Consider the following 23,778-nt stretch of genomic DNA (forward strand, 5'->3'; position numbering starts at 1 on the left):
TCCTCACCAGAAAGGTCGTGTACTCCCTTCCATGCGTGCTGTCTTAACCCGCGTTTCCGAAGCTACCGTCACCGTAGACAACGACGTTGTCGGCTCTATTTCCTGCCCGGATACCGGCGGCGTCTTAGCGCTCGTCGGTATTTCCCGCGAGGACGTCGCGGCAGGTTCTGACTCCGGCACTGCCGAAGGACCAACCTTGGAAGAGCGGATGGACACGATGGCGCGCAAAATCGCTGAGCTGCGCGTCCTAGAAGGCGAGACGAGCGTGGCCGACAGCGGTGCGCCTGTTCTGGTGGTAAGTCAGTTCACCCTCTACGGACGAACGGCCAAAGGCAGGCGCCCATCGTGGTCAGATGCCGCACCGGGTGAAGCCGCGCAGCCGGTTATCCAGGGAGTTGTCGCTCGCCTTCGCGAGCGCGGAATCACTGTGGAAGAAGGCCGCTTTGGAGCGATGATGCGCGTGTCCTCCATCAATGAAGGACCGTTTACCGTGCTCGTTGAGGTCTAGCTTCGGCGCGCCTCCCCCAAAATGGCCTAAAACCTCTCGCACATCCCGGGTGATTAAACATTTTTGGGCCCGTGGGAACTATCTGACGCGAAGGCCCGTTGTAGGGGATGAACCAAGCCGCAACTTAGGAGGCATGAGATGGCCACATCATCCGCTGCTAGCGTCCAGGACGAGGACGGACAGGAAGTTGACCGCGGCTCACGCCGTAACCAGACCAATGACAATCCCTCCGCGGACTTGGTCCGCGTTTACCTCAATGGAATCGGCAAGACTGCGCTGCTGAGCGCCGAGGACGAGGTTGAATTGGCGCAGACCATTGAGGTTGGTCTCTACGCCGAGTACAAGCTTGCCAATGCTGAGAAGTTGACTCGCGCGGAGAAGCGTGACCTGAAGATTTTGGCCCGCGAAGGTAAGAAGGCACGCTCCCACCTCTTGGAAGCAAACTTGCGCCTCGTGGTCTCCCTGGCTAAGCGCTATACCGGCCGCGGCATGCCGCTGCTGGATCTCATCCAGGAGGGTAACTTGGGCCTGATTCGCGCGATGGAGAAGTTTGACTACGCCAAGGGCTTCAAGTTCTCCACATACGCAACCTGGTGGATCCGCCAGGCCATTACCCGCGGCATGGCTGACCAGTCCCGGACAATTCGCCTCCCTGTACACCTAGTTGAGCAGGTTAATAAGCTTTCGCGCATCAAGCGCGAGATGTACCAATCCCTAGGCCGCGAGGCTACGAACGAGGAGCTCGCAGAGGAATCGGGAATCGAAGAGTCCAAGATCGAAATGCTGCTGCGTCAGTCCCGCGATCCTGTCTCCTTGGATATGCCGGTGGGCACCGATGAAGAGGCTCCACTGGGAGACTTCATCGAGGATGCCGAGGCAACGGACGCCGAAACCGCCGTGGTTGCTTCGATGCGCCACTCCGATATCCGCTCCGTCATTGGTTCTTTGGAGGAGCGCGAGCAGGACGTCATCCGTTTGCGCTATGGCTTGGACGATGGGGTTCCGCGCACCCTCGACCAGATTGGCCGCAAGTTCGGTCTCTCCCGCGAACGCGTTCGCCAAATTGAACGTGAGGTCATGGCCAAGCTGCGCGAAGGAAACCGCGCCGATCGCCTCCGCGAATACGCACTCTAAATCTCTTATTCGAATCCTGGCATGAGCCATCGAGCCAGCTACCTGCTAGCCCAGCTGAAACAGCATTGTGGGTTATAGCGGTCAGTGCTCGGTGGCTTTCGTCGTTCCACAAGGTCCCGCGAGGTTGCTGTGCCCCCGTCGAACCCCACCGGAAGAACAGCGCTGCGCGCTCTATACTTCCGATGAATGCGCTATTGTTTAAGATATTCTCTTAATACATCCTTATTACCGCGTCTAAACCTATGTGGCTACGCACCGCCCACAACGCAGAAAGGTAAGCCCACGTGAGGGACCTAGTTGACACCACGGAAATGTATCTGCGCACCATCTACGAGCTCGAAGAGGAAGGCATCACTCCCCTCCGCGCGCGGATCGCAGAGCGTTTAGAGCAGTCTGGGCCGACCGTATCCCAGACCGTGGCTCGTATGGAGCGCGATGGCCTGCTCCACGTGCGCACTGATCGCAGCCTCGACCTCACCCAACAGGGCCGCGAACTGGCAACCAACGTCATGCGCAAGCACCGCCTAGCTGAACGCTTGCTCACAGACGTCCTTGGACTGGATATCGACAAGGTCCACGACGAGGCTTGCCGGTGGGAACACGTCATGAGTGAAGAGGTAGAAAAGCGCGTCGTCGCGGTATTGGAGGATTCCTCGCGCTCACCATTCGGCAACCCCATCCCAGGCTTGGCACAGTTGGGCACGACCCCGGTAGAGCTCGACTTGGGGACGCGCGCCATCGACCTTCCCACGGGACAAGAAACTGAAGCCACCATCGTGCAAATCAATGAGGTGTTGCAGGCCGACAGCTCGACCTTCGATGATCTTTATTCCTGCGGAATCCAAATCGGTTCGCAGGTGACGGTGGTCAATGAGAGCGGAACCATTACGCTGACGACGAAATCTGGGCATACCGTCGAGCTTGTCGACGATCTCGCCCACGCCATCCGAGTTAAGGAGAAGTAATACGATGAAGCTGTTAGTTACCGGTGGTGCCGGATATGTCGGCAGTGTGTGCGCGGCAGTCTTGGTTGAAAAAGGCCACGACGTCACCATCATCGATAACTTCTCCACTGGCAACCGCGAGGCCATCCCGGAGCAGGCGCGTCTCGTTGAAGGCGACGTCGCTGATGTCGCCCGTGAGGTGTTGTCTGAAGGTGGATTCGACGGCGTGCTGCACTTTGCGGCGCGTTCCCTCGTCGGTGAATCCGTTAAAGCCCCCGCTGACTATTGGCAACATAATGTCGTAACCACGCTGACACTCCTGAACGCCATGCGGGAATTCGAAGTCACAAACCTCGTCTTTTCCTCGACCGCGGCGACCTACGGCGAGCCAGCGCAAGTGCCAATTACGGAGTCGATGCCTACGCAGCCAACGAATCCCTACGGCGCCTCCAAGCTCGCAATTGACTACATGATCACGTCCTATGCCACTGCCTACGGCCTTGGGGCGACCTCCTTGCGCTACTTCAATGTCGCCGGAGCCTACGGCACCATTGGAGAAAACCGCGAAGTAGAAACCCACCTCATTCCCCTCGTCCTGCAGGTAGCGCTGGGGCACCGCGACAAGATTTTCATCTTCGGCGATGACTACAACACCGCCGACGGCACCGCGGTCCGGGATTACATCCACATCCGAGACCTGGCAGAGGCCCACGTCCTAGCGCTGGAGAGCAACGCCGCAGGAACGCACCGCATCTACAATCTTGGCTCCGGGGATGGCTACTCCGTCAAACAGGTCATTGAGGCCTGCCGCGAAGTAACCGGTCACCCCATCCCGGCTGAGCTTGCACCTCGCCGCGCTGGGGATCCCGCAACACTCGTGGCCTCCTCGGAAAAGATCAAATCCGAGCTCGGGTGGAACCCCAGCCGCACCGATCTAACCACCATCGTGACAGACGCGTGGAACTTCACCCAGCAGCTCGGCGAGCGGGCACATTCTGCGCATCGCTAGCCGCATCCTCTGAATGCTCCTCCCCTTCCCCTATAGCGTTTTCATAGGCTTTGAGGGCGCCTGTATGAATTGAGTCCCGAATCTTTTCGTGCAGGCCATGACGGTATGCCTGGCACAGGAGTGAGCCTAGGCGGTGGCTGGGAAATTCTTCCACGACGAGCTGCAATGCAGGGCCGGCGAGGATATCCCACTCCTGTTCCAGCTGCGCCAGCGCAAAGAGAGTCAGCGCGTTTGCCCGCAACTCGCCGCCGAATGTCCGCGCCGCCGCCAGAAGGAGATGCGCTCCCGTTTCGCCCGACGTCGCGCACACGTTCACGACGAGGTCACGCGTCCACGTCGTTGACAGCCACACAGCACAGGTTGCCAGCAGCTCACTGTCCTGCTCAGCCTCCTCCACCGACGCCACCTGGCGAAGCGCCCACCGAGCATCGTCGAGGAAGTGATCCAAGAGGTCCTTTCGTTTCTTTCCCCGCGCAGCTGCTACCTGCGCACGATACTGCGTCGCCGCATCTTGCGCTTGCCGCGCCAAGGCATCGGCTTCGGCAGCATCCAGATACTGGTTCCCTGCGGCAAAGACAGCAAAGAACTCCTCCCTATTGAGCTCCGGTACAACATTGTGGTCGACGCAAGAGCGCATCGAGGGGGCGTCGGTCAGCGCCGGTATTGTCCCCTCAACCCACTTCTTCATTGGCCCGCTTCCATCCGCGTTGACGGTTCCATGAAGCAAGACATAAGCCTCATGTTTGGTGATTTCCCGGGTATGCCACGCAGCGTCGACCTCCAGCCCGTCCTCGGCGCGGTCTAGGCCATATAGCCAGTGAGCCACCTCCCTGAGCTCGGTGAGGGGACGCTTCGAAATAAGGAATGCAAACACACCTTCGCGGGCGTGCTCGGCCAGTAACGGCGAGATGTCCACTACTGCCCCTTGGGCATCTGCGATGTCGACGCGTGCAAGCGGGCCCATTGCTGGGCCCCGCGGGGTGGTATCGATAGCCATGAAAACCACCGATTCAGTGGGATAGAAGCCTAGGAGGCCAGGGATGTTTGCGAGGAGGTGACCTGGGGTCGTTATTGGTGGAGTGCGGTCTGTATGCGTTGAGTGTGTGTTCATACCTTGTAGCCTGAACCACACTTACCTCGATTCGCTAGAGCACTAAGACCGTCCACGGCACATCTGTGGATAACGAGTCCGGGCTAGTGCGCAGTCCACTGGAAGTAGCCCGGTTTTCCACACCCAGCAAGTGGAAACCTGGCACAACCAGCCTCCATATGGCATGCTTGAACGATCATCACTGGTTCCCTGCGGGAGCCCCCGCGCGTACAGACCAGCTTCGCGTTCGCCCCGGACGCCCAGTCGCCTCTGGGAATAGGCGGTAAGCCTTAAGCGTTGCATGTCACAGAACACTGATTGAGGTCGTACGCTCGAGAACAAGCACACGGCTAGAAGGAGGAGTCACAACCATGCAGGAAGAACAGCGCCGCATGTACGAGCTGGAGTACCCCGCTCCAGTGGTCAAGGATGATTCCACTCCAGGCGCAGGCCCCACAATGATCGTTGCCATGAATGGCTACGCCGATGCAGGCCAGGCCGTTGAAGCCAGCGCTGATCACCTCAAAGCCGCGTTGGAAAACCGCCAGCTGGCCTCGTTTAATAACGACGAACTCATTGACTACCGTTCACGCCGCCCTGCCGTCACTATCGACCATGACCGCACCGTGGAGATTGAGAACACGGATTTGGGCATCAAGGTATTGCGGGATAATTCCGGCACGCCTTTCTTGCTACTGTCCGGACCGGAACCGGACTTGCGGTGGGAGGCCTTTACGGATGCGGTAGTGAACTTGGTTGAAAAGTTCGATATCAAGAACACCATCATGCTCTACTCCGCGCCCATGCCGGTGCCACACACCCGCCCCACGGTGGTCACTGCGCACGGCAATGCCCCGGAACTCCTTAACTCTATGGTGCGCATGGAATCCACCATGATGGTCCCCGGCGCAGCCGCCCTGTATATTGAGCGTGCCTTGGATAAGAAGGGCCGCCGCGTGGCCGGCTATACCGCGCATGTGCCGCATTATCTGGCGGCCTCGCCTTATCCAGCGGCCACGCTCCGTCTTCTGGATTCGGTTGCCTCAGCCGTCGACCTCAACATTCCCTTGGGTAGCTTGGAGGCAGACGTGGCTCGCGTCAACCAGCAGCTCGAGGAGCAGGTGACGGATTCTGAAGAGATCGCGGGCGTGGTCCGCCAGTTGGAAGAGCAGTACGACGCTTATATGGAGCGCTACCGTTCCCGCCATCCGCAGGCCATTATGCCGGGTGAAGAGCACATGCCTACGGGCGAGGAGATCGGGGCTGACTTCGAGGCTTTCCTTGCCGGGCTCGATGACAACCCGGATATCCTCTCTGAAGACATCGACGACCGCGAGGATAACTACGGGCGAGACGAGGGCCCCGGCTCAGACATGGACGATGACGTCTAACCTCAGATAAGCTCAACACGCCGCGGCTGTCGAGGGTCTCGGTCGTTCACAGCCGCAGGGCGGAGACTTATACTCTAAGGCTTTCGCCTAAGGTGGGACGGGTGAACCTTTCTCAGATGTTGCCCGATCTCGCCGAAGTCCCCGAGCCGATGGTTGATGAGGCCATCTGGGACACGTTTTTATCGTGGACCTCCGGCCGTGGAATCTCGCTGTACCCGGCGCAGGAAGAGGCCTCTTTAGCTATCCTCGCGCAGGATAACGTCATCTTGGCCACGCCTACCGGGTCCGGTAAGTCCATGGTGGCCAATGCCGCCCACTTCATAGCTTTAGCGCGAGGGCAGCGCAGTTTTTATACCGCACCTATCAAGGCCTTGGTGAGCGAGAAATTCTTCGCTCTCTGTGAGATTTTTGGCCCAGAAAACGTTGGCATGATGACCGGCGATGCCACCGTGAACGGTTCCGCTCCCATCATTGCTGCGACCGCTGAGATTGTGGCGAATATTGCGCTACGCGATGGCTCAGAAGCTGCCATCGATCAGGTGGTCATGGATGAGTTCCACTACTATTCTGAGCCGGATCGCGGTTGGGCCTGGCAGGTTCCGCTGTTGGAATTGCCGAAGGCACAGTTCTTGCTCATGTCCGCGACCTTGGGCGATACGACGTGGCTGGAGAAGGACTTAACTGAGCGCACCGGACGCACGACGACGCTCGTGGCTGGGACAACCCGCCCAGTCCCGTTGGACTTCTCTTACGTCTTTTCCGCTGTCCATGAAACCATCGAGGATTTGCTCGCTGGTGGCAAGGCTCCTGTCTACGTTGTCCACTTCTCCCAGCGCGAGGCCTCAGAGCGCGCGCAAGCATTGACGTCGCTGTCAAAGATCATCACCCCAGAGGAGAAGGAGTCCATTGCCGCTGAGCTCGCGGGATTCCGATTCACCACGACGTTCGGCAGGGACCTGTCTAAGCTGCTTCGCAAGGGAATTGGTGTGCACCATGCCGGCATGCTGCCGAAGTATCGGCGCTTGGTGGAGCGGCTGGCCCAAAAGGGTCTACTCAAGATCATTTGCGGAACGGATACCTTAGGTGTTGGCATCAATGTTCCGATCCGCACGGTGTTGATGACGGGCCTGGCCAAGTATGACGGAACCCGTCAGCGGATCCTCAAGTCCCGCGAGTTTCACCAGATTGCCGGTCGCGCCGGCCGCGCAGGCTATGACACGGAAGGCACTGTCGTCGTAGAGGCGCCGGAGCACGAGATCGAAAACGCCAAAGCGCGGCGGCGCGTGGGCGATGACCCGGCGCGCCTAAAGAAACTGAAGAAGAAGTCCGCGCGCGACGGTGAGGTCTCTTGGTCGGAGCAGACCTATGCCCGGCTTATCGACGCCGAACCGGAGCAGCTCACTTCCCAATTCCGGGTCTCCAATTCCATGCTGCTCAATGTGCTCGCCCGCCACGGCAACGGTTACGAACACCTAAAACACCTGCTGCGTACGAGTCACAACACGCGTGCGCGCCAGAACGAAGACATCTTAACGGCGCTGAGCCTGTTTCGAGGGCTTCTCAATTCAGGCGTGGTCCAAAAATCCACCAAGGGTCTCGACATCTATGGACGCCCGTACCACGTGGTGCGGGAAATGCCGCGCGATTTCGCCTTGAACCAACCTTTGGGGCCCTTCGCGTTGGCGGCACTCACCTTGCTGGATCCGGAATCGGACACCTATGCCCTCGACGTCATCTCGGTCTTCGAGGCGGTGCTCGATGATCCTCGCCAAGTCCTAATTGCTCAGCAAAAGCAACGCCGTGGCGAGGAGATCGCGGCGCTCAAAGCAGACGGGGTAGACTACACCGAACGCATGGCCATCGTGGAAGACATCACCTGGCCGAAGCCACTCGAAGAGCTCTTGGAGCAGGCCTACGACACTTTTTGCGAAACCAATCCTTGGGCCAAGGAATTTGAGCTGCGTCCTAAGTCTGTGGTTCGCGACATGCTAGAGAGCGCCATGACCTTCTCCGACCTTGTCGCCACCTACGGACTCGCCCGCTCTGAAGGCGTCATCCTGCGCTACCTCACTGATGCTTGGCGCACGCTCAAGCAGTCGATCCCTGCCGAGTTCCTTACCGAGGAGCTCGAAGACATCATCGTCTGGCTCGGAGAACTTATCCGCCAGGTTGATTCTTCGCTCGTCGACGAGTGGGCTGAAATGGCCGGCGAGAACTCCCCCATTTCCCAGGCGGATTTGGACCGCGAATTGGCCTTCGGCGTTGAGGATCCCACCGCCTTGACAGCCAATCAGCGCGCCTTTGGCATCATGGTGCGCAACTACTTCTTCCGGCTCGCGCAGCTCTTTGCCTTGGAGAAGGAAGATCGCTTGGCAGATTTGTTGGATTATTTGGAGGAGATCCCCGACTTTGGCCAAGCTCTCGATGACTACTTCGATGACTACGATGACATCGATACTGGGCCAGCAGCACGGGGGCCGGAGTACTTTGTCCTGGACAAGGGCGACAAGGGCTCAGGGGCTCGTGGCGTCGGGGGTTCACGATCGTGGACCGTCCGGCAGATCCTCAAGGACCCAGAGGGGGACAACTCCTACCACATCGTTGGCACTGTCGATTTGGATGCCTCCGATGAGGCTGGTGAAGTCCGGCTGTCCGAACTACGCGTGGAATACTAGGGAATTTAAATACACCCTTCCTTTGTTATTATTCTCCGTCAACCGCATATTATGCGTATGATTGGGGAATGAGCACGCCACAGCAGATCGACGAACGCCAGCTTTCCCCCATCCCCCACGCCAGCGCCGCGCCCGCGGCCGAGCATCTCGCTCTCGGATCCTTCACCATGAAGGTTCTCAACGGCATCTCGATCGCCGTCGTCGTGTCGCTCGTCCCGCAGGCCTTGCTCGGCGAGTTGGCCAAGGCGCTGCTCCCCTTCTGGTCCGGCGCGTCCACCGTAATAGCGCTGACGGGTCTAGCCGCCAGCCTTTTACCTGTGATGATTGGTGTCCTCGTAGGCATCGAATTCAAGATGACACCGATTCAGACCGCAGCCGTGGGCATTGCTTCCTTCTGCGGCTCCGGGGTGGCCACCGTCAATCCCGAAGGCGGCTTCTTCCTCAAAGGCACCGGGCTCGTCATCAACTCTGGATTAACCGCAGCCATGGCAGTTGGTTTGCTCCTCTTCATCGGCGATAGGCTCAAGAATTACTCCATCTTGTTGCTTTCCACCATCGTGACGCTCGTTGCGGGCAGCATCGGATGGGTCGTCACCTTCCCCATCGTCAAGGTCTTTACGCTGTGGCTTGGTGACCTCGTGAACGGTGCGACAACTTTGCAGCCGGTCCTCATGGGCATAGTCCTCGCCGTTCTTTTTGCAGTCATGATCGTCTCCCCAGTCTCCACCGTCGGCATTGCTACCGCCATCTTTATCGACGGCATCGCCTCTGGCACCGCCAACCTCGGGGCCGTTGCCGCAGGTTTCACGCTCCTCGTTGCCGGCTGGCGCGTAAACGGCTTCGCCACCTCCATCCTGCATGTTCTGGGCTCTCCCAAAGTGCAGATGGCCAATATGTTGTCCAAGCCGGTCACCTTCCTTCCCGTCATTTGCTCCGCCGCAATCCTGGGCGCAGTTGGTGGCGCTCTAGGGATCTCGGGCACACCAATCTCCGCCGGTTTCGGAATTTCCGGACTCATGGGCCCGCTGGCGGCTCTCAATTACGAAGGGTGGGGATGGAGCGCCGGCAACGTGATGATCATTACCTTCGTTTATGTCGTACTTCCCCTCGCCCTTGCGCTGCTCTTTTGCTGGCTCTTTGAAAAGGTTCTGCACTTAACCAAATCTGAATACTTTTCCCTCGATTTCAAGTAGCGACATGGGGAGTACAGTGGGCGCCACTATGACTAACCCAAAATCCCCAGCCACCAGCATCCACCTTGCCGGCGTTAGTTTTGAGACGCATGAGGACTCAGTCACTGTGCATTGGCTCCTCGGAGGCATGCCCCACCACCGTGACGTCGTCTTTAAGCTGCACACCCTCGACCTTCAGCTCATCGCCCACTTCGAGCAAGCCAACCTCAGCTCGATGGAGATCGCTTCATACGGAGAAGACACGAGGGACGCCCACCGTCCAGTTGATTATCAATACAACTACTCCCCCGAGGCACTCGCAATCACGCTGCCCACCGCCCACTTTGATCTCAAAGAGGAAGTCTTCACGATGGGCCTGTCAGTGGACGGCATCCCCTGCGGTGAGTGGACGGGAACGATTACCTAAGCCTTCACTCCCTACACACAGCGAAGCCTATACACGCTTCACAGGACTCTGACCAGCGACGATACTGGAGTAAGAGCAGTTCTCTAGGATTCAAGGAGCTGGAAATGGCACACCATGTCAACGAGCCCCATGGCGATTCACACAACGCGCGGTTAAATTCCCTTCGGGCGGGAGTTCTCGGCGCCAATGACGGCATCGTCTCCGTCGCTGCACTTCTGCTCGGCGTCGTGGGGTCGGGGGCGTCGGCAAGCGCCATCCTCACCGCCGGCTTGGCCGCAACCGTATCGGGAGCCGCGTCGATGGCGCTGGGAGAATACGTCTCGGTGTCAGCGCAGCGTGACTCCGAACGGATGATGATAGATAAGGAGACTCGCGAACTGGCGGAGCTTCCTAAACAAGAACACGCCGAACTCGTATCCATGTTGGCTGACTACGGCATGAACACCGCTACCGCAGACACCGCCGCACATGAGATCGCCGCCAAAGATAGGCTCTTGGAGGCACACCTGAGGCTGGAGATGGGCATCGATGGTGAGGACCTGACGAACCCTTGGCACGCCGCTTTCTGGTCGGCAGCATCTTTCCTTGCCGGTGCAGCGCTACCCCTCCTGTCAATCTTTATAGCCCCGATGAGCATGACCGCAGCAGTCGTCGCCGTGATCACTCTCATTGCCCTGGCGATTACGGGCTACGTGTCTGCTCACCTCGCCGGTACAAATGCCGCACGTTCCGTCTTCCGCCTCGTCATTGGTGGAGCGCTCGGGCTAGCCATTACCTATGGCATCGGCGTTGCCTTCGGCGGGGTCATCGGCTAGAAGGCCGCAAACCTCCCCAGCCCTTTGAGGCACAAAAAGTCCCACTCCCCTGTACATAATCACGGGAGTGGGACTTTCTATCGTGCGCCTAAGAAGGCATGCTGTTTATCTACTCAGCGGAGCGCACAGCCTCAGCCTGCAGCGCCTGCGCCACAGCCTGAACAACGCCTGCGACCTTGACGCCTTCCCAAATCTGCTCCTTGGTCACGCCCTCCTCCAACAGAGTATTGGCGTGTGCAGTCAGGCAGTGCTCGCAGCCATTGATAGCAGAGACAACGGTGCTCCACAGCTCAAACGTTGCCTTGTCTACGCCAGGCTTAGCAATGATGTTCATGCGCAGACCGAACTTGACCTGCGCGAAATCATCGCCCAACCAGCTCTTTGCGCGGTAGGCCACGTTATTCATAGCCATCACCGTGGCGGAGCCGAGAGCTGCGTCAACTGCCTCTTCGCTGAGGTGCTCGCGGGCTTCCTCAAGAATCTCCTTCAGGACCAGATCATTACGGGTGGCGGCCGCAGCAGCGACCAAGCTGCCCCACAGCTGCTCCTCATTCAGCTCGGTCGTACGCGTCAGCGTACCGATGTTGAGCTTCTGATCCTTGGCATACGCCGGAAGTGCGGACTTCAGGTTGTCGATGGACACTGAGTAACTCCTTTATGGTTGGACGGTTGTGCTTAGCGATGTCTTACAGTGCGGACTGAACGACCTCGAGCTTGTCGATGTTCTTCGTCGGGTCATTAGCCTCCCAGTTGCAGGCACAAACCTCTTCGGACTGCAGCGCATCGAGCACGCGCAGAACCTCATCAACGTTGCGGCCCACAGCGTCCGGGGTCACAGACACGAACTGGATAACACCGTCCGGGTCAATGATGAAAGTTGCGCGGTCAGCAACGCCGTCGGCGTTCTCCACACCGAGGGCTCGGATGAGGTCGTGGCGAATATCAGAGAACATCGGGAACGGGACTTCCTTCAGCTCCGGGTGGGTTGCACGCCAGTTGAAGTGCGCAAACTCATTGTCGGTGGAGCCGCCGAGGATCTGGGTATCGCGGTCCTGGAATTCCTCATCCAGCTTGCCGAAGGCTGCGATCTCAGTCGGGCACACAAAGGTGAAGTCCTTCGGGTAGAAGAATACAACCTTCCACATCCCCTGGTACTTGTCCAAAGACACCTGCTCGAAGTAATCCTCCGGCTGGTTAGCGTTGACGTCGTGGAGGTCGCCGCCCTTCAGCGCAGTCAGTTCGAACTCTGGGAACTTCTCACCAACGGTCAAGATAGACATAGAAGATTCAACTCCTTCAATAGTCACAACAATGCACAAAAGTGATGTAAATCTCTACGACCACACACCATTTTGCCTTTTAGCTGGTACGCAGCCGCTCGCTTGTTAAGTATGCCACGAACCCTCTCACACGTCAATAGGCCTGACGAATTAGAGATGTTAGAGTTATAGGCATGAACAATAAGGAGTATCGCCCAACCCTCGCCCAGTTGCGCACCTTCGTCACGATTGCGGAGAACAAACACTTTGGCTCCGCGGCCGCCAAACTCGATATCTCCCAGCCTTCGCTCTCCCAAGCACTCGTCGCCCTCGAACAAGGCTTGGGCGTCCAGCTCATCGAGCGCTCTACCCGCAAAGTCATCGTGACGTCCACCGGCGAGGCGCTCCTCCCCTACGCCAAGGCAACGCTCGAAGCTTCCGATGCCTTCCTCAGCCAAGCCCACGGTGCAAGCGGTACGTTAACTGGCCCCCTCACCATCGGAATCATCCCCACCATCGCGCCCTATATTTTGCCGGGGCTGCTGAAATCCATCAGCGAAACCTACCCCGATCTAGAACCACGCTTCGTCGAGGAGCAGACTCAACACCTGTTAGACAAGCTGCGCGAGGGCAGCTTAGACCTCGCTGTGGCCGCACTGCCCACCGAGGCCACCGGGATGGTCGAGACTCCTCTCTATAGCGAATCCTTTACCGTCGTAACACCGGCAGGGCACCCGCTCGCGGGGCGTGAGGATCTCACGCTCGAAGAGCTTGCAGACCTTGACCTTTTGCTGCTTGACGACGGCCACTGCCTCCGCGACCAAGTCCTCGACCTATGCCGTCGCGCCAAGGTGAACCCCTCCGAAGCCACCAATGCCGTCACCCGAGCATCATCGCTGACCACTATCCTGCAGCTCGTCATGGGGAATCTAGGCACTACCCTTGCCCCTGAATCAGCACTCGCAACGGAATGCCAAAACCCGCAGCTTGCGGTCGCCCGTTTCGCCCCCACGGTAACGGCGGAGCGCCAGGTTGGACTCGTTTTCCGATCGTCTGCAGCCCGCGCTGATGAATTCCGCGCCTTTGGCTCTTTGGTCACCGCCGCCTTCCAGGACGCTGCGGAACGCTCCCGAGCCCTCTTCCCGGCCTCATAATTCAAGCCCCCGACTCTAATGGCGTTAAAAACTACAACGCCGCCCTTGGCTTACCCCTTTTAGTGCGACCCGCCTCGATAGGCGGTGGCTAAACAAGAGGAAAGCTTAGGCGGCGTTGCGTTATAGGTTTGGCTTAAGCCTTAAGCTGCCGGAGCATAACGCCCCTGGCACTGGCGGCACAGGTGCGCTGTCGCCAGCTGAAGGGCCGGCGCGATAATAATCAGAGCCAAGCCCAAGGTAATAAGGGACGCGAAACCCAAGAGGCCAGACAGGACAATAAACAGCAAAAGGTGGCTGTAGTTTTCCTTGCCCAGCTTGAGTCCCTGGGAGAAAGCCTCGCCGATCGAGGAAGTATCGGCTGCCAACCAAGGCATGAGGGTAAAGAAGGGCTGAATAAACAGCGCAATCAGCATCACTACTAGGAGTCCGCCAAAGATGGAGCCAACGAGCGCGAAAACATCGCTCTGGCTGAGCTGCTCTGGGTTCTGGAGGTCCGTACCTTCCACACCGCCGAGGACCACCATAAACAGGACGACGATGACGATCACCAGGGCAATCGCTGCGAGAATGCCCAAGACGATGTTCACCACGAGCGGCGGTACCCACCGGACCCCCTGGAACAGGGTTCCCCATGTGGGGCTCGGCTTATCGATTTCACGGTAGGCCAAACGATAGACGACCAGAGAAATGACAAAGGACAGGATGGACACCGCGAAGGAGAAGAGGTCCAACATGACGGAGGTCTCCGCCCCATCGGCGTTCTGCGCACCAACGCTGATTCCAATTTGTGGGACAAACTGAATAGCAAGCACGACGACGGCGCCCAGCACCCACAAAAGTGCGTTGCCGAGCGCGGCCTTGAATCCCCATTTGATCGCTTCGATAGCGCTGACTGGGCCCGTATAGGCCGGACCGGCACCTGGGCCGAGGCCCTCTTGACCGGAGCTATTCCCATAGCTCGCACCGGCATAACCCGGCTGGCCAGCATCGTACCCACCATAGGACTGAGAGCCGTAAGCTCCACCGCCATAGTTGCCATAGTTGCCATAGTTTCCGGATTGACCGAAACCAGCCTGGTCTTCTGGGTGGCTGGTGGGTTCATACTTTGGAAGTCCACCTGTGTTCCCGGAGGAATTACCGGGGCCGTTCTGCGGGTTGCTTCCGAACCCTCCGTTGGAGCCGTTGTCCTCCGGATTCGAACCAAAAGGATTAGTCATTGATTGTGCCCTTCTTTAATCATTGTTCACACAGTCACCACGAGGGTACCAATTTCTCTACCTGGACCTGTGAGCGAATAGCCTTCCGAGTAGACTTTTAGGTCAACTATGACTGCTACTCGCGAAGATCTTTACGGCGCTCTCACAACAGTTTCTTTGAGTGATGAGCGCGCATTCCGTCGCCGCCTGCGCAAGGCTCGCTCTCCTAAGGCCCTTGCTGCGATCCAGGCCGATATCACAGCCGCCCAAGACAAGGTGAGCACCATCGATGCCAACGTGCCGCCGATTACCTACCCCGAGCAGCTTCCCGTCACCGGACGCCGCGACGATATCGCCGCGGCGATCGAAAAGAATCAGGTGGTCATCATCGCTGGTGAAACCGGTTCGGGAAAGACCACACAGATTCCAAAAATCTGCCTGGAACTCGGCCGCGGCCGGCGGGGGCTCATTGGCCATACCCAGCCGCGGCGACTAGCAGCGCGTACCGTCGCCGAGCGCATTGCAGAAGAACTTGATCAGTCCATCGGGGAGACAGTCGGCTATGCCATTCGCTTCGATGACAAAGTCTCCTCCACCACCGCCGTGAAGCTCATGACCGACGGCATCCTGCTGGCAGAAATGCAGCGCGACCGTTTCCTCAATGCCTACGACACGATCATCATCGATGAGGCACACGAGCGCTCGCTCAACATCGACTTCCTCTTGGGCTACCTCAAGCGGCTGCTTCCCAAGCGTCCGGATCTGAAGGTCATCATCACCTCAGCAACGATTGATCCCGAGCGCTTCGCCGAACACTTCGCGGACGCTGAGGGCAAACCTGCACCCATCATCGAGGTCTCCGGGCGAACCTACCCCGTGGAGATCCGCTACCGCCCGCTCGAGGTCGAATCGGGCGGCAAGACCATCGACCTCGATCCTCTCGACGCCCTCTGTGAAGCCATCGAGGAGCTCATGGCCGAAGGCGAAGGAGATATTCTGTGCTTCTTCCCCGGAGAGCGCGATATCCGCGACGCCATGGAGGCCATCGAGGGGCGCCACTGGCGCAACGTGGAGGTCACTCCGCTCTTCGGACGCCTGTCCAACCAGGAACAACATCGCGTCTTCCGCTCGCACCGCGGACGGCGCATCGTGCTCTCCACCAACATTGCTGAGACCTCATTGACGGTGCCAGGCATTCGCTACGTCGTGGATACGGGAACGGCGCGTATATCGCGCTATTCCACGCGCACCAAGGTGCAGCGCCTCCCCATCGAGCCGATCTCCCAGGCAAGCGCCAACCAGCGCTCGGGCCGCTGTGGCCGCGTTGCGGATGGCATCGCCATCCGGCTGTACAGCGAGCAGGACTTCCTATCCCGCCCGGAGTTTACGGATCCCGAGATTCTGCGCACCAACCTGGCCAGCGTCATCCTACAGATGATTTCGCTGCGCCTTGGTGACATTGCTGACTTCCCCTTCGTCCAACCCCCTGAGCCGAAGGCCGTACGAGACGGCCTACTTCTTCTGCACGAACTGGGCGCCCTCGAGGGCAAAGAAAAAGACGGACTACCTGTCCTGACCCGAATAGGCCGCGATCTTGCCCGCATCCCCGTAGATCCACGCATGGCCCGCATGCTGGTCGAGGCCAAGACTTCCGGGTGTCTCCACGACGTCATGGTCATCGTTGCTGCCATGACGATCCAAGATGTGCGCGAGCGGCCGAGCGACAAGCAAGCTCAAGCCGACCAGGCACATGCCCGCTTCAAGGATAAAACCTCCGACTTTGTGGCCATGCTCAACCTGTGGGACTTTGTCCAGGAAGCTCGCGATGAGATGAGCGGCAATGCTTTCCGCAAACGGATGAAGGCCGACTTCCTGCACTATATGCGCATCCGCGAGTGGTTCGATCTGGTGCGGCAGCTGCGGGACGTCGCCAAGCAGCTCGGGTGGAAAGCCCAGGAAAGCACAGAGCGTCGCCCCGATGACATCCATATGGCCTTGCTTTCTGGACTGTTGTCTAATATCGGCGCGCGTGATGGCAACTCTAAGGAGTTCATTGGTGCACGCAATACCCGCTTCCTCGTCTTCCCCGGATCGGCACTGGCAAAGAAACCGCCCGAGTTCGTCATGGCGGCTGAGTTGGTGGAAACGTCGCGCCTGTGGGCGCGCGACGTTGCTGCCATCGACCCAGCATGGGTTGAAAAGCTGGCGAAGGATTTGCTGAAGCACAACTATTCTGACCCGACGTGGTCGCGAAAGCGCGGCTCTGCGGTCGTCACCCAACGCTCGACGCTTTATGGCGTCACTGTTGTCGCCGACCGGACCGTGCCCTATCACCGCGTGGATCCTGAGGCAGCGCGCGATATGTTCATCCGTAACGCGCTAGTCGACGGCGACTGGACCACCCACCACCACTTCTTCCACGACAACAAGCGCAAACTCGCCGAGGCCTCCGAATATGAGGACAAGGCCCGCCGGCGCGGACTCGTCGTGGACGAAGACACTCTCTTCGATTTCTACGATCAGCGCATCCCTGCGTCTGTCACTACCGCTCGGCATTTCGATTCCTGGTGGAAAAAGCAGAAGAACAAGCATTCCTTGGACTTCGACCCAGAAGCACTCCTTGAGGAGGACCACGATGTCACCGAGGATGCCTTCCCCGACCGCTGGTTGAAGGGAAGCATCGACTACGACTTGTCCTACAAGTTCGAGCCGGGAGACCCGCTCGACGGTGTCACACTCATGGTTCCCGTCCCGCTCCTCGCGGGGTTGGACACAGAAGGCTTCGATTGGCTGGTACCGGGCCTACGTCTAGAGCTCGTAACTGAGCTCATTCGCTCGCTGCCGAAGGCTCTTCGACGCACCGTGGTTCCGGCACCCGAGTTCGCTGAACGCGCGCTGCCCAAGCTCTTGCCCTATGAGGGCGCGCTCACCGAGCAACTCGCTGCGGTTTTGCAAGAGATGGGCGGCCAAGGCATCAATGCCGGCGATTTCCGCCCCGACCAGCTCCCTCCGCATCTGCGCATGAACTATGCCGCAGTGGACAAGCGGGGCAAGGTCATCGACTCAGACCGCAACCTGCAGGCTCTAGTCCAACGCCAAGCCGGCCACATTTCCTCCTCGGTCTCGCGCGTTGGCCGCGCCGCCGAATCCACTGCGGTCAAGGAATGGACGGAGGATACGCTCGGCGCCATCGATGAGGAAGTGGTAACCGTCGTCGATGGGCATGAGGTCACCGCCTACCCCGCGCTCGTAGCGACCAAGGACGGCGTGGCGCTCAAGGTCCATCCCACCAAGGCGGCTGCCGACGCCTCCATGATCACCACCACCCTAACCTTGCTGCTCCGAGAAATTACGGTGAATACGCAGCAGATGGTCAAAGGGCTTCCTCTACAGCAGCGGGTAGCCGTCGACTCCTACCCCCACGGCGGGGCGGAAGGACTTGTCAGCGATGCCCGGGTAGCCGCAGTACGCGACATCATGATGGAAAAGGGCGGCCCGGTGCGCACCCCCGGTGACTTCAATGCATTGCTCAACGCGGTCAAACCGGAGGTCCCGGGCAGAGTGCGCCAGGCAGTCGTTGCAATTGCGCCGGGCCTGGCAGAGTATTCCAATCTGAATGCTGAGCTGAAGCACTGGGAGGGGCTGGCCATCGATGATATTCGGGCCCAGCTCAATTTCCTGTTGCCCGCGCACGCCATCACCGTCCACGGGATCCAACATCTGCGCCATCTACCGCGCTATATCCAGGCCTCGCGCATCAGGCTTGAGGAAATGAACGTGGACCCGGACCGCGATGCTGACCGGCAGGCAGACGTCGACGAGGCCAAAGCCTATGTGGCCAATCGGTTGCGTTCCCTGCCTCCTGGCCGTGAAAAGACGCGTGAGGTTAAAGACATCTACTGGATGATTGAGGAACTGCGCGTATCGCTCTTCGCACAACGCCTGGGCACTGCCCACGCGGTGTCTTTGAGGAGAATCCAAAAGGCAGTGGATAAATTGCGTTAAAAGCTATCGCGGTCGCGCCGACGCATGAGGCGGATTTCTGATTCAAAGTCGTCGGCGCTTTCAAAAGACTTATACACGGACGCAAAGCGCAGGTAGGCCACTTCATCGAGATCTCGCAGAGGTTCCAGGATGGCAAGGCCGATGTCATTGGCGTTGACTTGCGAGGAGCCGTGACTGCGCACGGTCTCTTCAACTTCTTGAGCGAGCTTCTTCAAAGCATCATCGCTAACGTCGCGCCCCTGGCATGCGCGTTTGACGCCTCGGATCAGCTTGTCGCGACTGAAAGGCTCAGCCAAGCCATTTCGCTTGACTACTGACAAGACTGCCTTCTCGATGGTGGTGAAGCGACCTTTGCACGCGGCGCATTCGCGACGCCGCCGGATCGAGGTTCCGCTGTCGATTACGCGCGAGTCAATAACGCGTGATTGTTCGTTGTGACAGAACGGGCAATACACAGTGCCGTATCCTTCCTTTCGACCAATGCGCACATGCTGCTGGCCCAAGGAATTCTAGCGCGAAGACACGACCGTCGTGGTCGAAGAGGTGCTCGCACTGTCAACCCCACTATCGATACTGAGGCCACCCCATACTGTGCCGATGAATACCGCGGCGCCAAAGACCGCTCCGAGCACATAATTACCTACGTTCGACCGACTACGACGGCTGCCCGCTGTTGCCTCGGCGGCCGAAACCCGGGAATTCACCGGAATTTCCGGACGGCACTGTGTTCTATCGTTTACGGCAAGAGTTCGAACACGAGACGGCCCATATGGAAGGTTGCGCGGGACATCAGACGAGAGCGACCGAGACTGAGCGGGATCCCAGACCGCCGCTGGCGGCACTAGCACAGCCCGATTGCTAGACTTCTCGAGGGACACCCCGCGCAGTACAGAGGCATTGTTTAATGCGATAGCCATGACGGTTCCTTTCTAGGTCTTCCTTATTCATTGAGACAATGCCCGAAGTGTACGAACCAAGCCCGACATCTTCGAACATCACCTTCGATCAACCGTTCGATTTGGTGTGCATGTTCGATTTATAGCAGGCCTTCGAAAATTTGTCCACACTCGGGCGGCGTTAGTCGAACATTTTTTCTTTCCGTGCTAAAAAGGGAAGCGGAAGTATCACCAGCAGCCCACTCCCACTTATGTCCGGCACGCCAAAGCCGCGCACATCAACTCTGCACACCCCGACAGTTCCTAGGAGCAAGAATGGCCCGCAATCCGAAGCGAAGCGACCACCCTTCCCTCGATTCACTTTCCCCTCGCCAACGCCGCATCTTGGAAGTAATCCATGACGCCGTAATGTTGCGCGGCTATCCGCCAAGCATCCGCGAAATCGGTGACGCAACAGGCCTCCAGTCCACCTCGTCCGTGGCCTATCAGTTAAAGCAGCTGGAAGAGAAGGGCTTCCTTCGCCGCGATCCAAACAAGCCACGAGCTGTTGATGTGCGCCATTTCCCCGGCGCCGACGACCCCAAAAAGCCCGGACGAAAGACCGGGCAGGCAATCGCACCATCGGGAACCTCCACCCCTGACGCACCCGAAGACGCCGCCACCCCAAACTACATTCCTGTTGTGGGCCGCATTGCTGCTGGTTCCCCCATCACCGCCGAGGAGAACATCGACGCCTACTTCCCCATGCCGGGTGAAATCCTAGGCAGCGGCGAACTATATATGCTGCAAGTCGTGGGAGATTCAATGCAGGATGCAGGAATCCTCAACGGGGATTGGGTTATTATTCGCTCGCAGTCTGTTGCAGAAGAAGGCGAGTTCGTAGCCGCACTTTTGGATGGCGAAGAAGCGACCGTGAAGGAATTTCACCGAGATTCCTCCGGTGTATGGCTCCTCCCCCACAATGACGCTTACTCACCCATCAAGGGCGATGAAGCCGAAATCATGGGCAAAGTAGTATCCGTGTTCCGCAAACTCTAGAAACCATCCACCTCAGCGCTCCCTCAGGCCTTCCCCGCTCCACACCAATCACCCACTCGGTGCGGGCGAACCGGACTGGGGGATTGTTTCTTTTTACCCCCTTGTGTGTGTACATGCCCGATTTCGACCGTTTTAGCGTCCGAGATCACACATTCGGATACTTGCAGTACAACCGTAGGTTTTAGTGACTAAGGCACGCGTTCGATGTGAGCTTTTCTTTGTTTAGTTCCGTTTTGTTCGCATTCAGTGGGACAATAGAAGTATCGCCACAACATCCGTTGTTCTTTTCGTTCACATGCCCCAGCCCCGTTTTCCTTCACCGGCGGGCGCAGTGACCACCACAGGCAGACTTCATTTGGAGGAACCATGTACGCAGAAGAGCGTCGCCGACAAATTGCGTCATTGACCGCTGTAGAAGGACGAGTCAATGTCACCGAGCTCTCCGAGCGCTTCGATGTCACCGCTGAGACGATTCGCCGCGATCTCGCAGTCTTGGACCGAGAGGGAGTTGTGCACCGAGTTCATGGCGGTGCAGTCGCCTCCCAATCCTTCCAGACCGCCGAATTCACCCTTGATACTCGCCAACGTTCGGCCACGGGCGCCAAAATGGCAATCGCACGCGCCGCACTGGAGCAGCTTCCCGACGGCGGCAGCATCTTTCTCGATGCCGGAACCACCACGAATGCGCTTGCCGATCTCATAGGCCAGCGCTACTCGGCCGGGCAATTCAGCATTGTGTCGAATAGTCTCCCGATCGCTCTTTCACTAGCCAGCAACGGGGTATCTGACGTCCAGCTGCTGGGTGGCACCGTGCGCGCGATTACCCAGGCCGTCGTCGGTGACACTGCGCTTCGCACCATGGCCCTGATGCGTGCCGACGTCGCCTTCATCGGAACCAATGCGCTAACCATTGACCACGGGCTCTCTACGGCCGATTCGCAAGAGGCGGCTATCAAGTCAGCATTCGTCACCAATGCACACCGCGTTGTCGTGCTGTGTGATTCATCGAAGTTGGGCAATGACTACTTGGTCAGCTTTGCATCACTCGATGAGATTGATGTCGTCATTACCGACGCCGCCGCCCCCGATTCCTACGTTGAGGCTCTGCGCGAGCACGGCATCGAAGTGATTGTCGCCGCGGACAAGTAGGCGGTTTCACCAATAGATCAATCCAGCACCCATAGATCAATTCAGGAGGTGTGCACCCCGCATGATGAGGGCGCACACCTCCTGTGCAATTCAGCGCTCTAAGCGGACTGGTATTCCTCCAGCAGCGCAATCACTGCGGCACGAGCGTCCGCTGGGCTTTCGGCGTTGACAGCCGCCTCTGCCATCTTCTGGCACTGCTCAAGGCTGAGCTCAGCCAGCTGCGCACCGACGCCAGCCACCGCAGTCGACGCCGCCGACAGCGAAGTCACGCCGAGGCCAGTCAACACGCAGGCAAGCATGGGATCAGCTGCGGCTTCGCCGCAGACGCCAACCGGAACGTTGTTATCGCGCCCCACCACGCAGGTGTGCTGAATCAGGCGAAGGACAGCAGGCTGCCACGGATCGGTCAAGTAGGCCAGCTGCGGCGACAGACGGTCCGCGGCCATGGTGTACTGCGTCAGATCATTGGTACCAATGGACACGAAATCGAGGTGCGGCATGATGGTATCCGCCATCAAGGCTGCGGCGGGAACCTCAATCATCGCGCCGGCGGTCAAACCGCGCTCGCGGCACAGACCAGCGAACCATTTCGCTTCCACTGCTGTAGCCACCATCGGCGCCATAACCCACGTCGTAGCCCCATCTCCGCGCTTTTCCGCGGCCTGGGCGATAGCGTCGAGCTGACGAGTCAACAGCGCCTCGTTGTCGCGGGCGATGCGCAAACCACGAACGCCCAATGCGGGGTTTTCTTCCGAGTCCAAGGTGGCATAGGAAATCGGCTTATCCGAACCGGCGTCGAGCGTGCGAACGACGACCTTGGACTCCGGGAAAGCGTTGAAAACCTTGCCGTAGATGCGCGCTTGCTCCTCGACGGTCGGTTCCTCGCTGGCAGAGAGGAAGGACAACTCCGTGCGGTATAGGCCAATGCCTTCTGCCTGCGAGTCAGAGGCGATGCGGGCTGCGTTTCCGTCGGCAACGTTGGCCAGCAACTGCACGCGATGGCCATCCTTGGTCTGGGCTGGTCCCCGCCACTGGGCAACTCGTGCCGCCTTCTCACGGTATTCCTCCACGGCCTTCAGCGCGGAGGCACGATCTGCACCGAGGGACACCGATCCTACGGAGCCATCAACGAAGAGCTGGGTGCCTGCCTCAATCGTTCGCAGCTTAGCGCCCACTGCCACGATGCAGGGAAGATCAAGCTGGCGAGCAATAATCGCGGTGTGGCTGGTTGGCCCGCCAAGCTCGGTCACGAGCGCCTTGATGTGGGTGGTGTCCAAGGTAGCAGTATCCGCCGGGGCTAGATCGTCAGCCAGCAGTACAGCCTCCCCTTCGACCATGGGCAGACCCGGCTCTTGCTCACCGCGCAGCTGAGCAATCACTCGATCGCGCACGTCCTTGAGGTCCGTCGTGCGCTCAGCCATGACGCCGCCGGCGGCCTCAAACATGGTGACAAACCTGTCCGTGGCCCCCACAACTGCATACTCGGCGTTCTTACCGCCGCGAATACCCTTGCGCACTGCCTTGTGCCAGCCTCGGTCCTTGACCATTCCGGCGGTTGCGCCAAGAACTTCAGCCGCTTGGCCTTCGGCCCCAGCTGCACGCTGTTCCAACCGGCTAGCAACCATATCTACCGCTTCGAGGAAGCGATCGTATTCGGCATCACGTTGCTCTTCCGCCACGGTTTCTCCAGCCGTGGGCAGTTCTGGGCGTGGGCGGACCCACACCGCCTCAGCGTATGCAACGCCAGCGACGACGCCGGTGCCTTTAATGATGGATGGGGATGCGTTTTCCATGACACATTTCCTTACGGAGACGATGTTTTCTCTTTCCAGATCATCACAAGTCGGCCAAAAATGCAACGAAACCCACAGTGATTCCATTGACATTCGGACACATACGGGCAATAATCAACATTA

19 protein-coding genes are annotated in these 23,778 nt (G+C 58.8%); 13 read left to right on the plus strand and 6 right to left on the minus strand.

Translation table 11 applies throughout. The annotated features are described in order from the left end of the window. The first annotated feature begins 31 nt into the window (after nt 1–31). The 4 genes from dtd to galE all read left to right on the plus strand — a co-directional run bounded on the left by dtd (nt 32) and on the right by galE (nt 3,595). Entirely contained in the window at nt 32–508 is a 477-nt protein-coding gene (dtd, locus tag HMPREF2792_RS04880) for a D-aminoacyl-tRNA deacylase (protein WP_070531341.1), read from the plus strand. A 138-nt stretch (nt 509–646) separates the two neighbouring features. Continuing rightward, on the plus strand, nt 647–1,642 hold the full coding sequence (locus HMPREF2792_RS04885; protein ID WP_010190233.1) for a sigma-70 family RNA polymerase sigma factor: 996 nt from the start codon (nt 647–649) through the stop codon (nt 1,640–1,642). Nucleotides 1,643–1,926: 284 nt separating this feature from the next. After that, entirely contained in the window at nt 1,927–2,607 is a 681-nt protein-coding gene (locus HMPREF2792_RS04890; protein WP_070521996.1) for a metal-dependent transcriptional regulator, read from the plus strand. Between the two features lie 4 nt (nt 2,608–2,611). Then, on the plus strand, nt 2,612–3,595 hold the full coding sequence (galE, locus tag HMPREF2792_RS04895; RefSeq protein WP_070531344.1) for a UDP-glucose 4-epimerase GalE: 984 nt from the start codon (nt 2,612–2,614) through the stop codon (nt 3,593–3,595). On the opposite strand, the gene HMPREF2792_RS04900 is transcribed toward galE, so the two are convergent. Beyond that, nucleotides 3,552–4,706: a DUF4192 domain-containing protein gene (locus HMPREF2792_RS04900; RefSeq protein ID WP_070531347.1), complete on the minus strand. Its 1,155-nt coding sequence runs from the start codon at nt 4,704–4,706 to the stop codon at nt 3,552–3,554. The genes galE and HMPREF2792_RS04900 overlap by 44 nt on opposite strands. A gap of 350 nt (nt 4,707–5,056) precedes the next feature. Between HMPREF2792_RS04900 and HMPREF2792_RS04905 the strand changes: the two genes are divergently transcribed. The 5 genes from HMPREF2792_RS04905 to HMPREF2792_RS04925 all read left to right on the plus strand — a co-directional run bounded on the left by HMPREF2792_RS04905 (nt 5,057) and on the right by HMPREF2792_RS04925 (nt 11,165). After that, nucleotides 5,057–6,076 (plus strand): PAC2 family protein, encoded by a 1,020-nt coding sequence (locus tag HMPREF2792_RS04905; protein ID WP_070521987.1) that lies wholly within the window; start codon nt 5,057–5,059, stop codon nt 6,074–6,076. Nucleotides 6,077–6,177: 101 nt separating this feature from the next. Next, nucleotides 6,178–8,751, plus strand: a complete 2,574-nt coding sequence (locus tag HMPREF2792_RS04910; protein WP_070531351.1) for a DEAD/DEAH box helicase — start codon at nt 6,178–6,180, stop codon at nt 8,749–8,751. 167 nt (nt 8,752–8,918) lie between these two features. Next, nucleotides 8,919–9,944, plus strand: coding sequence for a PTS sugar transporter subunit IIC (locus HMPREF2792_RS04915; RefSeq protein ID WP_232748462.1), 1,026 nt, complete (start codon nt 8,919–8,921; stop codon nt 9,942–9,944). A 28-nt stretch (nt 9,945–9,972) separates the two neighbouring features. Next, the gene (locus tag HMPREF2792_RS04920; protein WP_070531451.1) at nt 9,973–10,350 is read left to right on the plus strand and encodes a hypothetical protein; all 378 of its coding nucleotides are present in this window, start codon (nt 9,973–9,975) and stop codon (nt 10,348–10,350) included. Between the two features lie 104 nt (nt 10,351–10,454). After that, a complete protein-coding gene (locus HMPREF2792_RS04925; protein WP_070531358.1) occupies nt 10,455–11,165 on the plus strand; it encodes a VIT1/CCC1 transporter family protein in 711 nt (236 codons plus the stop codon). Nucleotides 11,166–11,274: 109 nt separating this feature from the next. Here HMPREF2792_RS04925 and HMPREF2792_RS04930 read toward each other — a convergent pair whose 3' ends face one another. Both HMPREF2792_RS04930 and HMPREF2792_RS04935 read right to left on the minus strand, forming a co-directional pair. Beyond that, nucleotides 11,275–11,808 carry an alkylhydroperoxidase, AhpD family gene (locus HMPREF2792_RS04930; RefSeq protein ID WP_070524463.1) on the minus strand — a complete coding sequence of 178 codons (534 nt, stop codon included), beginning with the start codon at nt 11,806–11,808 and terminating at the stop codon, nt 11,275–11,277. Between the two features lie 43 nt (nt 11,809–11,851). Next, nucleotides 11,852–12,445 (minus strand): peroxiredoxin, encoded by a 594-nt coding sequence (locus HMPREF2792_RS04935; RefSeq protein WP_070531362.1) that lies wholly within the window; start codon nt 12,443–12,445, stop codon nt 11,852–11,854. Nucleotides 12,446–12,618: 173 nt separating this feature from the next. Between HMPREF2792_RS04935 and HMPREF2792_RS04940 the strand changes: the two genes are divergently transcribed. Next, nucleotides 12,619–13,578 carry a hydrogen peroxide-inducible genes activator gene (locus HMPREF2792_RS04940; protein WP_070531365.1) on the plus strand — a complete coding sequence of 320 codons (960 nt, stop codon included), beginning with the start codon at nt 12,619–12,621 and terminating at the stop codon, nt 13,576–13,578. A gap of 140 nt (nt 13,579–13,718) precedes the next feature. On the opposite strand, the gene HMPREF2792_RS04945 is transcribed toward HMPREF2792_RS04940, so the two are convergent. Then, nucleotides 13,719–14,795: a hypothetical protein gene (locus HMPREF2792_RS04945; RefSeq protein WP_070531368.1), complete on the minus strand. Its 1,077-nt coding sequence runs from the start codon at nt 14,793–14,795 to the stop codon at nt 13,719–13,721. A gap of 108 nt (nt 14,796–14,903) precedes the next feature. Here HMPREF2792_RS04945 and hrpA point away from each other — a divergent pair, with 108 nt between their 5' ends. Continuing rightward, nucleotides 14,904–18,779: an ATP-dependent RNA helicase HrpA gene (hrpA, locus tag HMPREF2792_RS04950; protein ID WP_070531371.1), complete on the plus strand. Its 3,876-nt coding sequence runs from the start codon at nt 14,904–14,906 to the stop codon at nt 18,777–18,779. On the opposite strand, the gene nrdR is transcribed toward hrpA, so the two are convergent. Then, a complete protein-coding gene (gene nrdR, locus HMPREF2792_RS04955; protein ID WP_010190258.1) occupies nt 18,776–19,234 on the minus strand; it encodes a transcriptional regulator NrdR in 459 nt (152 codons plus the stop codon). The two genes, hrpA and nrdR, sit on opposite strands and share 4 nt — an antisense overlap. Nucleotides 19,235–19,990: 756 nt before the next feature. Between nrdR and lexA the strand changes: the two genes are divergently transcribed. Next, the gene (lexA, locus tag HMPREF2792_RS04960; RefSeq protein ID WP_070531375.1) at nt 19,991–20,713 is read left to right on the plus strand and encodes a transcriptional repressor LexA; all 723 of its coding nucleotides are present in this window, start codon (nt 19,991–19,993) and stop codon (nt 20,711–20,713) included. A gap of 366 nt (nt 20,714–21,079) precedes the next feature. Then, on the plus strand, nt 21,080–21,862 hold the full coding sequence (locus HMPREF2792_RS04965; protein WP_070524475.1) for a DeoR/GlpR family DNA-binding transcription regulator: 783 nt from the start codon (nt 21,080–21,082) through the stop codon (nt 21,860–21,862). A gap of 98 nt (nt 21,863–21,960) precedes the next feature. On the opposite strand, the gene ptsP is transcribed toward HMPREF2792_RS04965, so the two are convergent. Then, nucleotides 21,961–23,655 carry a phosphoenolpyruvate--protein phosphotransferase gene (gene ptsP / locus HMPREF2792_RS04970; RefSeq protein ID WP_070524477.1) on the minus strand — a complete coding sequence of 565 codons (1,695 nt, stop codon included), beginning with the start codon at nt 23,653–23,655 and terminating at the stop codon, nt 21,961–21,963. Nucleotides 23,656–23,778 lie beyond the last annotated feature (123 nt).

The organism is Corynebacterium sp. HMSC068H04, from assembly GCF_001811255.1.
GTDB classification, from domain to species: Bacteria; Actinomycetota; Actinomycetes; order Mycobacteriales; family Mycobacteriaceae; genus Corynebacterium; species Corynebacterium hesseae.

Excerpts from the sequence above, each read along its gene's own strand:
- dtd (WP_070531341.1), top strand. The coding sequence starts at position 32 with ATGCGTGCTGTCTTAACCCGCGTTTCCGAAGCTACCGTCACCGTAGAC.
- HMPREF2792_RS04885 (WP_010190233.1), top strand. The coding sequence starts at position 647 with ATGGCCACATCATCCGCTGCTAGCGTCCAGGACGAGGACGGACAGGAA.
- galE (WP_070531344.1), top strand. The coding sequence starts at position 2,612 with ATGAAGCTGTTAGTTACCGGTGGTGCCGGATATGTCGGCAGTGTGTGC.
- HMPREF2792_RS04900 (WP_070531347.1), bottom strand. The coding sequence starts at position 4,706 with ATGAACACACACTCAACGCATACAGACCGCACTCCACCAATAACGACC.
- HMPREF2792_RS04905 (WP_070521987.1), top strand. The coding sequence starts at position 5,057 with ATGCAGGAAGAACAGCGCCGCATGTACGAGCTGGAGTACCCCGCTCCA.
- HMPREF2792_RS04915 (WP_232748462.1), top strand. The coding sequence starts at position 8,919 with ATGAAGGTTCTCAACGGCATCTCGATCGCCGTCGTCGTGTCGCTCGTC.
- HMPREF2792_RS04920 (WP_070531451.1), top strand. The coding sequence starts at position 9,973 with ATGACTAACCCAAAATCCCCAGCCACCAGCATCCACCTTGCCGGCGTT.
- HMPREF2792_RS04925 (WP_070531358.1), top strand. The coding sequence starts at position 10,455 with ATGGCACACCATGTCAACGAGCCCCATGGCGATTCACACAACGCGCGG.
- HMPREF2792_RS04935 (WP_070531362.1), bottom strand. The coding sequence starts at position 12,445 with ATGTCTATCTTGACCGTTGGTGAGAAGTTCCCAGAGTTCGAACTGACT.
- HMPREF2792_RS04940 (WP_070531365.1), top strand. The coding sequence starts at position 12,619 with ATGAACAATAAGGAGTATCGCCCAACCCTCGCCCAGTTGCGCACCTTC.
- HMPREF2792_RS04945 (WP_070531368.1), bottom strand. The coding sequence starts at position 14,795 with ATGACTAATCCTTTTGGTTCGAATCCGGAGGACAACGGCTCCAACGGA.
- hrpA (WP_070531371.1), top strand. The coding sequence starts at position 14,904 with ATGACTGCTACTCGCGAAGATCTTTACGGCGCTCTCACAACAGTTTCT.
- lexA (WP_070531375.1), top strand. The coding sequence starts at position 19,991 with ATGGCCCGCAATCCGAAGCGAAGCGACCACCCTTCCCTCGATTCACTT.
- HMPREF2792_RS04965 (WP_070524475.1), top strand. The coding sequence starts at position 21,080 with ATGTACGCAGAAGAGCGTCGCCGACAAATTGCGTCATTGACCGCTGTA.
- ptsP (WP_070524477.1), bottom strand. The coding sequence starts at position 23,655 with ATGGAAAACGCATCCCCATCCATCATTAAAGGCACCGGCGTCGTCGCT.